Source organism: Nitrospirota bacterium (assembly GCA_020846775.1).
In the GTDB taxonomy this organism is placed as follows: Bacteria; Nitrospirota; 9FT-COMBO-42-15; order HDB-SIOI813; family HDB-SIOI813; genus RBG-16-43-11.
Genome location: JADLDG010000076.1, coordinates 1 through 11,967, shown reverse-complemented (window position 1 = coordinate 11,967; position 11,967 = coordinate 1). Strand labels below are relative to the sequence as shown.

Annotated in this window: 11 protein-coding genes; all 11 read right to left on the bottom strand. The window is 43.3% G+C overall.

Annotated features, from left to right (window positions below; all coding sequences use genetic code 11):
• Positions 1 to 114, bottom strand: a 114-nt coding sequence (locus IT392_09755; GenBank protein MCC6544769.1) for an NTP transferase domain-containing protein, incomplete at its 3' end; no start/stop codon positions are given.
• Positions 115 to 376: 262 nt separating this feature from the next.
• Positions 377 to 2,164 (bottom strand): hypothetical protein, encoded by a 1,788-nt coding sequence (locus IT392_09750; GenBank protein ID MCC6544768.1) that lies wholly within the window; start codon positions 2,162 to 2,164, stop codon positions 377 to 379.
• Between the two features lie 203 nt (positions 2,165 to 2,367).
• Positions 2,368 to 3,309, bottom strand: coding sequence for an O-antigen ligase family protein (locus IT392_09745; GenBank protein ID MCC6544767.1), 942 nt, complete (start codon positions 3,307 to 3,309; stop codon positions 2,368 to 2,370).
• A gap of 460 nt (positions 3,310 to 3,769) precedes the next feature.
• A complete protein-coding gene (locus IT392_09740; GenBank protein ID MCC6544766.1) occupies positions 3,770 to 4,843 on the bottom strand; it encodes a Gfo/Idh/MocA family oxidoreductase in 1,074 nt (357 codons plus the stop codon).
• Positions 4,840 to 5,901 carry an NAD(P)-dependent oxidoreductase gene (locus IT392_09735; GenBank protein MCC6544765.1) on the bottom strand — a complete coding sequence of 354 codons (1,062 nt, stop codon included), beginning with the start codon at positions 5,899 to 5,901 and terminating at the stop codon, positions 4,840 to 4,842. Before IT392_09735 ends, IT392_09740 begins: the two co-directional genes overlap by 4 nt.
• 41 nt (positions 5,902 to 5,942) lie before the next feature.
• Positions 5,943 to 6,842 carry a glycosyltransferase family 2 protein gene (locus IT392_09730; protein ID MCC6544764.1) on the bottom strand — a complete coding sequence of 300 codons (900 nt, stop codon included), beginning with the start codon at positions 6,840 to 6,842 and terminating at the stop codon, positions 5,943 to 5,945.
• Between the two features lie 50 nt (positions 6,843 to 6,892).
• Entirely contained in the window at positions 6,893 to 7,624 is a 732-nt protein-coding gene (locus IT392_09725) for a ChbG/HpnK family deacetylase (protein ID MCC6544763.1), read from the bottom strand.
• 73 nt (positions 7,625 to 7,697) lie between these two features.
• Positions 7,698 to 9,524, bottom strand: a complete 1,827-nt coding sequence (locus tag IT392_09720) for a hypothetical protein (GenBank protein MCC6544762.1) — start codon at positions 9,522 to 9,524, stop codon at positions 7,698 to 7,700.
• Positions 9,525 to 9,587: 63 nt separating this feature from the next.
• A complete protein-coding gene (locus IT392_09715; protein MCC6544761.1) occupies positions 9,588 to 10,544 on the bottom strand; it encodes a hypothetical protein in 957 nt (318 codons plus the stop codon).
• Between the two features lie 73 nt (positions 10,545 to 10,617).
• Complete coding sequence (locus tag IT392_09710; GenBank protein MCC6544760.1) at positions 10,618 to 11,496, bottom strand: glycosyltransferase family 2 protein; 879 nt, start codon at positions 11,494 to 11,496, stop codon at positions 10,618 to 10,620.
• 28 nt (positions 11,497 to 11,524) lie between these two features.
• Positions 11,525 to 11,967: delta-aminolevulinic acid dehydratase (locus IT392_09705; GenBank protein MCC6544759.1), on the bottom strand; the 443-nt coding region annotated here is incomplete at its 5' end.

The following is an 11,967-nucleotide window of genomic DNA, read 5'->3' as shown; positions in this document are numbered from 1 at the left end:
CATGATATGCCAGATTATCGGCTTTCCTCCAATCTCTACCATCGGTTTTGGCCTCACACTTGTTTCTTCCGATAATCTTGTTCCAAGTCCGCCTGCGAGAATAACTGCTTTCATTTATCTGGCCTCCCATATTTATTATAAGTCTTGATACTCCTTCTGCATTTTTTCAACAAGGTCGGATTTTGTCATATTTTAACACAGATCTGACAAGGTTTATTTAATACTATGACAGGGATATGCCACCCTAATGACGAAGACTTTGAGAAGAATATGGAGGAATGCCCGATGATTCTTCTCTTTAGGTCATGAAACGGAATCCGGTATGTCCATGGATTCCGTTTCACAATGTCTATTTTCTTGAATTATTTAGGACTGATTAATGAAGAACCGGGGGAGAAGGAATCTTTGCTGGTGCAACATTCAGAAAACGATCCTTTGCAGGAATACTCGCGGCATCTCCCGGAACATCCGGTCCAATAGGAGGCCACACTGAACTTCCCCACCAGGAAGGTTTTGAAGATAGATATAATGACGCCGGAAGTGAAGTATCATTGGCGCCGCCTTGACAGCCTGGTTCTCCACTATCAGAACACAAGCGTGTCCCCTTAGTAACACTGTCCCAATTGTAATGACGAAGCATTGTGGAATTTACAAGTGGATCGTTTGGAATACTACCATACGAGAAATCAGCCCCAACTGAATAAATAGCCTTATTTGCGGTTGATGTCATATTTTGAAGATATGTTGTTTCATACCCATTAGTACCAAGCACATTACCTACTATATTGTACCACTGGGAATATGATTCCAAATCAAATATCCAATTTCTTGACCCCGATGATCCTGTTTCATTTGTTATTTTGTTCCTATAGAATGTATTTACACCACTACTACCGTGATAAAGGTCATTTATTATTTTAGATTCAAAAATGTTTCCTTCAAATAAATTCATAGTACTATATGCCCCGTGAAACCATACTGTTGCACCTGTATAACCATTTGCTCCATGCGTAGGAGCAGTGAAATAATTATAAGCAAATACATTACCCTCCGCATTTCCATTAGTCATTATAAACATAGCACAATCATGTATTATATTATCTTCAACCAAGAGGGCTGTATTTCTAACCCATATCCTTAGTCCATATCCTTCCATTGGCTGAGCTATTTCTGTGGATGCACGACCATGAATTTTATTTCCTCTTAGTGTAACCCGTGAGGTTTGGTAAAGATTCATGAAGGTAAATTTGACACCATGAAGTTCCACATGATACATCCAGCTATTCGCAGACCATGACATGTCCACCAAATATGCGATATTAGCAGCATAGTTTTCTATCGTAAATCCTTCTAAACCAATCCCTTCAATAATATTTGGCAACTTTGCTACCTGAGGACTGTAAGTTGAATTATAATCCCACATTAAAGGTATATTAATAGTAAAAGTGGTTGATGATGGTACAGTAACAACCTGAACCATTTGTCCAATAGTCCTTGTACCAAAACGACCTAAATACTCACCACCACCTTCGCTTCCATTATTGTCTACTCTTGGGGGACCAGTCGTTGACCCCAACATATCCATATGCACCCAATCTCCGGCAGAAAAACCATGAGCCGCAGTTGTGGTAATTAGAGTATCTCCCTTGACTGGGTTACCTGTTATGTTTTTCCAAGTTACTGTAGATAAATTCCAATCAGAATACTGTGAACCTGTTTTTATTACCTTATTACCATAAGAACTACCGCCGGAACTAAGTCCAGTACCTACCTCAGGTTTAATGATTGTTAACCCCATACCTGCACCACGCAATGTAATTCCTTTATTAATAACCAGCTCATATTTTGTCTTATACGTTCCAGCAGGAAGATAAACCACCTGACCTACAGGACAATTGGCGATAGCATTATTGATAACAGTAGAAGCATCAGTTGTACCATTACCATATGTGCCTGCATCAATGGTTGCACAAATAGTGTTTCGTACAGGTATGTCTCCACTTACTCCTGCATTACCTTGCCAAGTCACCCTGCGGGCGGGAGGAAGCGTATATGCATCTGCGATCGCTGCAAGTCCGGTCAGTATCACCAGGAAAAAAAAAGTAAATACTATGAATACAGCTCCAAACTTGTCGCTTTTTACCATAGTTTTTTCATGTTTCATTTGCTATCCTCCGCTTTTTATTTTTTTGTATCCATCAAAAAGGATCTTTCATCATTTTGAATTATAACAAAGAAAAAATCAAAATAAAGTGATTCTAATCACGATAACTATTCAAACGGCACCTGGCGACATTCTCCAGCATGCGTATTCTTGAGCTGTTTGTCAAATAAGAGTACTCTGCCCAATAAACAGATGGGCGATGTTCATATAGCCGTCGCCCTGTTTATGGTAATGGGCGGACGCGGATAGTTTAATGCTGCAATAAGCAGGATTATCCACAAAAGGTTCGGACCTGTAAACATAGCTTCTGTCCAGTTATAGAGAACGGCAACAACTAAAAAAGAAAACCTAATTATTCCGAAGCTATTTCCTGACAAAAGTTCCTTCTTCAACTTACTGCCCGTCGAAATAATCATAGCAATTAGCAGGCTCACTCCGATCAATCCGCTGTTCAAATACATTTCCAAGTAGCCGTTATGCGCTTGATTAGGATGGAAATAATACTTCATCCACATACGTTGAGCGCCAGGCCCCAGCCAGAAGCTCTTGTAACCTGTTCCGATAAGGGGATTGATTGGCTCCCTCAGCAAGTCAGCCCATAGATCGGTACGTCCTGTCAGGGTCATGTCCCTTCCAACCATTTTTACTAATGCGTCAAGGAGACCCGGAACGGAGTATAGGAAGAGGACCAGAAAAACTGTTACTAAAGTGTACGTTCCGAGATTATTAATCTGTCTTTTGGCAATGGGGCGACGCATATAAAGAATTATGCCAACCCCAAGAATTATAGTTACAAGTGCAGTCGAGCTGTTCGTTTCAGCAATCAACCAGGCAATCATCAACAGCAGCACAGCGTTGCGAAACCATTCCGCTTTACTGGTTAATCCGCTGCCAGCAGTTCGCATTTCAATTAAATCCCAGACAAAGAACACACCACAAATAGCAATAACGTATCCAAGTTCATTTTTATTCGTTGTGATTCCACAGTACTCAGGTGTCCACGTCCAAGGATTATAGTATCTGCCGATATCTGGAAAATACTTTACAAATAGAACAGAAAGCGGTATTGCTATGTAGGTGTAACGGGCGAATACAGCTTTGAATGCACTGACTTCATTCTTTTCTGTTAGAATAATTAATATCATGACAACATTTCCTAACTCCTTAGTCCATCTCTTAAAGCTAACGAAAGGATAGTCAGACCATATAATACTTAAAAAGCAATATAAAAAGAAGACAATAAACCAGCGGTTCGATGTTAATATTTTGCTCCAGGCTTCTCTGCGTCTCAGCAATACAATAAGTCCCGCAATAATAAGGAGCAGGTATACATTGCGATCTAATGGACTCCCCTCGATGTAATCCGCAGGTGAATCAATTTGTATTCCTGATCCTAACCATAACGATATAGGTCTCGATCCTATCATCATGATCCACAGCAGTGGAATCCATAACGCATTTGATGTCATGGGACGCAATTTTCGATCTCTGGCAAAAAGCCAAAGAATGAAAAGCAAATATATAATTAATGCTACTTGTGCTGGCATAGTTTACTAATCTCAGTTCAATAACAAGAATATCATATTAAAAACGTCTGGATTTTTTTCAAGGACTTATCTGGTTAAAAATGCTGTCCATGATTCTGGATGTAAGGATGATCTCACGATAGGGTATAGGTGGTTCCGTGTTGTCTGCAATAGACCGATAGAATGATTCTATCAGGAATTTCATACCGGACTTCATGTGAAAATCCATTTTCAGGAAACTGTGCATATTCTTAAGAAAGTTAGCCGCATACTGAGATGAGAAATCAATAAGCGGGATGAATTTTTCCAAATAACTTTTGTGTTTCGATCCCTTGATTTTAATAAGCGTTTGCTGGTCATGGTCCATCATAAGGCCATTCCGTGTGCCATATATCCTAAAATGGCGAAGAGTCGGGCGCATCTGTGTTGAGAACGTAAAGTAAGCCGTTGTGTTGCGGTCATTGCTGATAATGACCCTCACCTCATCAATAATGTCTAACTCGCCCATCCCTCTTAATAGGGGGCTCACAAAACCATTTGCAATCACGACAGGATCGTCATCAGGCATGAACTCCGCGATCCTGCTGATGCCATGGCTGATGTTGTTCTGCATCAAGGTGCCGGGCAAGGCCCTTACCCAATGCTGTTTATCGCCCAGGAGGGCTTTTGCATATTGCTGATCGCCGAGATCGTAGCAATAATAGCTTTCCATATGAACGGGAGACCCGCCCAGATAACCCTGGTGTATCAATTCGCGCATCCGTCGTGCTGCATGCGAATACTGATCGTCGTGTCCTGCAGTAATCTTCAGTTTTTTGGCTGTTGCGATCCCGATCAGTTCCTCGGCCTCGGCCGTATTGACGGCGAACGGCTTTTCTACATATACATGACAACCGGCCTCCAGGCACATTTTCCCCAGAGCAAAGTGACCCTGAGGTGGAGTTGTGATATGAACAACAGTGGGCCTGGATTCGTCCAGAAAACGACGAACATCATGAAAGTATCTCTCGACATGAAACCGTTCAGCAAGCTGCTTGGCCATCAGCTCTTCCCGGTCACAGACACCGACAATCCTGCAGCCTTCAATGCGTCGGATCTGCTCAGCATGGGAATCAGCAATTTTTCCGCATCCGATGATGCCGACATTAATCATTTCCTTACAGCACACGCTTTCTGGTATTCACAGTAGCGCATTGCAGCTTCCTTGAATCCCACCTTTGGTTTCCACTGCAGTAAGCTCTTCAACTTTTCGTTGCTGTAACGATTTCCCTTCCAGTAGTTCGAGCACATCTTTCGATTGAATACTGGTGGCAACTGTACCTGCGACCATTTTGAGTAGCTCTCCCAGAGATGACAGAACTGGTAAAATATCCTGTAGGGAACAAAAACGGACCTGAAATCCGCAACATTCTTCTTGTAAATGCCCAGAAATTTTCTGCTTGTCGGGAGGTCGTCATCAACTACATTGAAAATCTCGCCGTCAACTCCTTTCACTATACCTGCACGTACGATGGCCTCGGCGCAATTGTCTACATAAGATAAAGGGATTCTGTTGGATCCTCCTAAATGAAGGAAAATACCGAAAGTTCCGATTCCAATTCGTCCGTGGATCCCTTTATTGCCGGGACCGTACACGACTCCCGGCCGAAGGATTACATAAGGGAAATTGAACTTTTTACAATACTCTACGGCTATCTCCTCTTGCCTGACCTTTGCATAGCAATAGGCCTCGCCCCTGGCCTCTGGGCCGGTCTCGATATCGCATGTTTCATCGAGTAGTCCGCCACGCTTTAATTTCCAATTTGAATAGACTGAGAATGAGCTGATATTGACAAAACGTTTGAGTGCACCATGGAGCGAAGCGCCGACCAGAAGATTCTTTGTCGTCACAACGCTGTTCAGGTACGCGTTGGCAAAGGATTTGTCTCCACGTCCTGCCGCCAGGTGATAAATGATTCGAGCGCGCCCGGTCAAGGCATTGCAGTCTTCCTGAGACAGTAAATTACCCTTGATCACCTCGACCTTAGCCGCCTGATGCGATTCAATAACCCTCTGCAACGATGTCAAGTTGCTCGACGGACGAACAAGACATTGCAAATCCAGAAACCCGTAATCCAGAAGTGTATCTACCACTCGTGAACCAATAAAACCATTAGAACCTGTTACAAGAATCGGATCTGAATAGGTCACTATAAAATTGGAATTTGTCATAAAAACGTTTTCTACTTAAAGCGACTTAAGTGTTTGTAGTGTTATTTAACGATGTATTTTTGTTTCACAACATCAATACCGAATAGCGTTAGCAATCTGCCAATATGATCGAAATACTTGATCAGGTACTTCATAAATATGTGATGGCGTATTAAGAAAAGAAAAGGCAGCAACACTGTATAAACCGGAATAATGATGAGCGACTTGATGTATGCAACAAGATTTTGATTGTAGGCGATCTTACCCCGCAACAAGGCCCTCCTCAGCAAAAAGGACCTTTTGAACCGTTCTGGAGGTACGGTTTCATAAACAGGAGCTTCTGCGCACCAAACAAATTTGCGGCCCTGACCTATCATCCTTCTGAAGAAATCTCTATCTTCACCACCGCTGCCGAAACCCGGATCAAACATATTTTTCTTCCCGTCAAATAAATCCCTTTTAAACAGAACATTTCCAGTCCGTGTCAAAGTCCATGGGAGTTCAGTCCCCGTTGCATGCAATGGTCTTTCATGAAATTTGCCTTTTATTATCCACTTGGGAGGTTTTGTTTCATATAAAGGTAAAACAGGACCAAGTATTCCATCTGCCTTAAATGTACAGTAAGCCTGAAATAGTTCAAACAACCAGGTTTGCACAGGGAACTCATCATCGTCAATGCAGGCTATGAGGTTTCCTTCAGCACACTCAACTGCCCTATTTCGAGCACGGGCAATGTTCTGCTCCGGTTCGACGCAATATCGTATGTCTATGTCGGATGCCTGGCGGAATGACTCTATGACTGGCAATGCCGATTTTTCCTGATCGTTGTCTGCAACAATGATCGAATAACCAAATAGCCCATCGGTGCGTTGATGGCTCAATTCAATCAGCAACCGCCGCAGGAGTTCCGGCCTCTTGAAAGTGCATATACAGACGTTGATGTGATCACGTCCTACAGACATTTTATATTTGGCGTTGTTGATTCGAAGTGTCCCTTCTGAAAATGGTCAAATTATATATCGGAATATGTACCCTTTTTCAGTTGGCGCAGTTTGGCAAGATAGTCATCGCTCATCAGGCAGGCATATTCCTTCTTATTAGCAGGATGTGTCATAACTTCAACTGTTGCTGATGCTGACAGCGCAATAATGCTTGCGAGTTCGTCACTCTGGAAGCATGGCAATAACCCGAAAAAATAATCTGTTATACGATACCTGTTCGCAAGCCATTTGTCGACCAGGTTCCGATACGATCTGTTCAGGACACCTTTCTCGCCAGGCCAAAATGAGAAATTCCTGCGAATCCTTTCGCCTGCGGGGATCACCCCGTCGAGCAGAATATTGGTACAAAGGTGTTTGTGATGGTGACCGTCAATATGGGACGGTGGTCTTCCATATAGTCGTCGAAATTCCATGACCTGGGCCTGATATACATAATTAAACTGTTTCCTCAAAAAGGGGTTATACAGGAGCAGTGCATAGCGGTTCATAGTCAGGAACCGGACGATACGATCGTGATATTCCTGCAACATCACAGCCCGAAATTGACCAGTAAATCGCTGGCTCAAATTCAAATGGAGTCCGACGTCGATCCCTGCATCTTTCGCAATCTGGGCAGCTCTATCGGAATCTTCCATAAATACCATTGCACTTACTGAAGTAATCCTGCCCTCCTGGTAGCACGACATAGCAATATCCGTCTCCAATCGAGACCGTCCCCAGTCATCGGCATTGATGATTATCATACCAGCACAACAAGACCTTCTTCTCGTGATCTCCTGTCGCTTCTAGACAGAGACAGCGAGGGCCCCCGGATCCTTAGCCCTGTTCGATCAATTTTCTCTGGATTAGTTCACAGGTAAGGATGCGGTGTATCTCAGATGTGTAATTTCCCTTGCCCTCCGTATGACTCCGAACCATCATTTCCATCCGCCGACCGTCAAGGTAGGGCCTCGAAAGGGTGAGGGGATCAAGCAAGATTTCTTTTACATACTGGGACAATTTATCACGATACCATATCCGGAAATGATGAAACTTGTGTCGCCCTAAAAACAGTCTTTCAATATGAAATGGTGCAAAAACATGATCAATCTTCGCCACCCACTGCGGCATACCATAATCATATGCATATTCCGCCTTGAACGTAAACTCCTCGTAACGGTTCCGGCATTTAGTTATAGCCGGAAGCGGGTGGTATAGAAGCCCGCGATCAGTTGGTATCCTTGCCAACTTAGCATTTCCATCCGCGATGAGGCGTAATGACGGCACTTTGCTCAAAAGAAGATCCTGCGGCGCCTGATACATGAGCGAGACAATATCATTATCAAGATAAGGCGACCGCATTGTAAGTTGCGATAACTCCACTGAGAGTCGTGAATAATGGTGCCAGGGGACCTGCTTGAATGCTATAAACGACACAAGGTGACATTGCCGCTCACTGTCGTAAGTCGTTGATGCCGCTCGAACCTGTCTGAAAAATTCAGGCGCTAATAGCCCTTCGCTCAGGGAACCAGGCTTAAATGCTATGTTACCTCTCAAAATTTCAGAACCGTAGTTCCCTGTCATACGAACCGGTGCAATCTGTCGTGCGATCCTGTTGACGTAAAGTTCAACGGATCCAGTAACGTCCATTGCCCCGTCAGAAATATATACGGCCTTTTCGGCCAGTTTCGAAAACTCCGAATAAAATTGGGGACCAACGATAATGGTTTCATGAGGTTGGCTGCAGACCTCTGCAACCCGGCGTGCAATCCTGACATCGGTACAGTCACGATACGTACCACCGAACGTATAACATGGAAGGCTCCCTGGAAAGAGCTTCGCCCAGGCCATTATCATTCGGCCATCCAGGCCTCCCGTTAAGGACATGCCGACTTTGTTCTTTCCGTGAAAATATCTTGGAAGAACCTTATTGAACGTTTCCTTCAACCTGTTATAATACTCTTCACCTGCCAATAATGGCTGCTTCTCCCAGATATCGGGGTTAAAATAGCTTGTCTTCCTGATGCGGCCAGCACCATTAAATTCCCACCTCGATCCACCGGGAAGCAACGATATGCCCTTAAAAAGAGACCTGTTTTGCAGTACGCAACCGCAGGAAAAAGTCTCTGCCAAGCCCATGCTGTCCAATTGTCGAAGTTCTGGTAAAACCTTCAGAAGTGATTTTGCCTCTGAAGAAAAAAAGAGACTGTCAGTCTTCTCGTGATAATAAATCCGATCTGACCCGAACCGATCATTAAATATTATGACGCTCTGCTTGCGGAGATCAACCAGTACACCGCTGAATCTGCCGTTAAGTCTTTCAAAGAACTTATGACCAACTTCTTCATATAGATGCACCAGGTAGGAGGCATTCTCTGCATCAAACTGATGCCCCTGAGCCCGGAGGCGGTCCGTCTCAAATATGTCAGTAAAGTCTTCACCAGAAAAAATCAAACAGACATCGTTGGTTTCGTTCCATACCGGCATACAATCTGTAAACGATCCTGAGCGATTCACCCAACCTGCGGACAGGCCAAGTCGTTCATTGACATAGGTTCCTGATGTATAAGATGGTTCGTGAATCATACAATCCAACATCTGCCGAAGCAATGATGCATTTTCCTGAATCGAACTTTTACTTATTATCCCGACAATTCCCGGCATTTTCCTCCCGCTGCTTAATATTTATTTTCTATATCTTTAAGTTTATTTATCGGGCCTTATAGATCAATCATCTTTTTGAAGATTTCTACTTCCGTACTTTTTCTCATTCCATTTATTCCGCATACCAATTAGATGAACGACCAGTTTCTTCGGAAGCAATTCTGCTAAACTATGATGGAGACCCAGCCTTAATGCCAACTTGCCTTTTAATGTCAGGGGAATATAATATCGCGGAATCTCTATCCTCTCAAAACCACTGGTTCGCTTAAATTCAGTTAATGTGTCAGCCCCCTTACTGCCATAGACATATTTTGCATATACGAGATGAGGAATTTGCTTTTGCGCACACACTTCCACAGCTTTGGCTATCAAGCCATTGGTAGGTGCTTTATCACGGTGCTTCATCATTGAAATAATCTGCATTATAAAAGCAAATTGCCCGTAATTTACCAATCGAATAAATCCAATCAATTCGTCGTGGTAATAAGCACCAATAAAATCGCTTCTATCAAGATATGTTGAGTTCTCCCTTTTGACAGTATCAAAATCTTTTCCATAGTGCCAAAATGGCTTACCTTGTCTTACAGGTGACTCATTATAGATACCCATTATCCCATGAACGAGTTCGTCGCTGAAAGGAACAACAGTCACATTAACTCCCAGTTTTTCTACCTTCCTGAATTTATTTCTGGCCTTAAATCGTATTTGCTCATTCCACCAGTGCTCATAACTGGTGATGGGAAGCGCAGCTATATTGTCCCATTCCATATGATAGTCATTAAATAGTGGTTTAACTTTTGGAAGTCTTTGCCAGAAAGTAAAGATATCAGCTTTAGCTCGTCTCGACTTAAGTTCAGCAACTAACGCCGACGGGTTCTTCACATCGGAATCCCATTCTTCCTTGATCCTGGCTGTTTTAATAAATTTACCAGTTACAACTATATTCATATTTTCAGCTATTATAGCCTTAACTTTGACTCGCCGGCCTTTTACACTAATTTCGTCCGCATATTCGTTCATGAACAGAACCTCCCTGTTTTTGCCGTGACAAATTCGTCTATCATAACGAGTGATTAAATAATCGTCTAAAGGATTATCTGAAACTGCCAAGCATTCTAAGGGCCAGATTTTTTAATCTGTGCATCTGCTCCTTCCGGCGAAACTCGACAAGTTCTCGGGGTATAGGCCTTTCCACTCTACTCAGAAACGCCCAGATATATCCGGAATATAGAAACAATCCACCCAGAACATAAGGTTTTGATTTCATCTGGTAGAGACTTCTGAAGACTTCCCAAAGTGGATGCCCGCCCAAATAGTAATCTTGTTTACCGAATCTGAAAGATGCAGCAAGTTGCCTGCTCTTGCCGGTACCGATCTTTCTGTGGTGAATGCATACCTTTTCAGTAAAAGTCCTTGTCTTCCAGCCTCTCATGCGGGCAGTGGTAACTGCGGTCCAGTCTATCCCTCCACCCTTGATCGGTTTATATCCTCCTATAGACTCAAAACATACACGTCTGAATAACTGGCAAGCTCCAGAGACATGCTCAATGCTCGTAAAACGATAATCATACTGACGCGAACCTTCCCTGAAAGGGGTCCCGCCGACTCCCAGTTGAGAATCCTCGGCAAATTTCCCCATCAAGTAGGAGAAGTAGTCAGCCTCAAAAGATATGTCAGCATCCAGGCTGCCGATGATATCGTACTCAAGGTCTTGAACCCTGGCATATCCGGCATTAAACGCATGAACCTTGCCCGCAAAATGACGCTCAGTACGCTCAGGCATACGTACCAGTTCTATCCATTTGTTCTCCGCAGTATAGTTCTTGACTATATCATCGGTTCCATCTGTTGATCCATCACTTACAATAACCCATTTGAGTGGTGGAACAGTCTGAGCAATCATGGACTTTAATGTCAATTCAATAAATGCTGCTTCATTCCGAGCGGGTGTTATGAGAACATATGATGGCAAATGGTTTTTATTTATCTGTTGCACAACATCAATCCTGTTGAATTACTTCTGATCGCAGCACCTCCGCCTGCTTAACCTGTTTGACTTTCTCGAGAAGCGTTGCGAGAGCCAGTAGCATCCATGCCTGTGACCACCGCATATACGGAATCTTGTTCTTTAAGTAAGGAAGAACCTGATAATAGAAGTATCCCTGCTCATCCCTCATGTTTTTCATTGTCCACTCGAAGATTGAAAGGGCTGCCTCAATGCTATCCTCAGCCAGGTCTTTAAGGATCAATAAAGTGATGATACTTTGTGCTGCAGAATGAATGTCAATGGGATATGTACGGTTGTGAAAATACTTAGGTGCACTATCTTCCCTGAAAAAGTGCTTACGATAATATTCAAGACCACGGCGCAGATGCGGCTCAAATTCAGAGGTCCCGGCGTTTTCGCCAATTGACCTTAAAGCGCATAGGTTATAACCCGTAT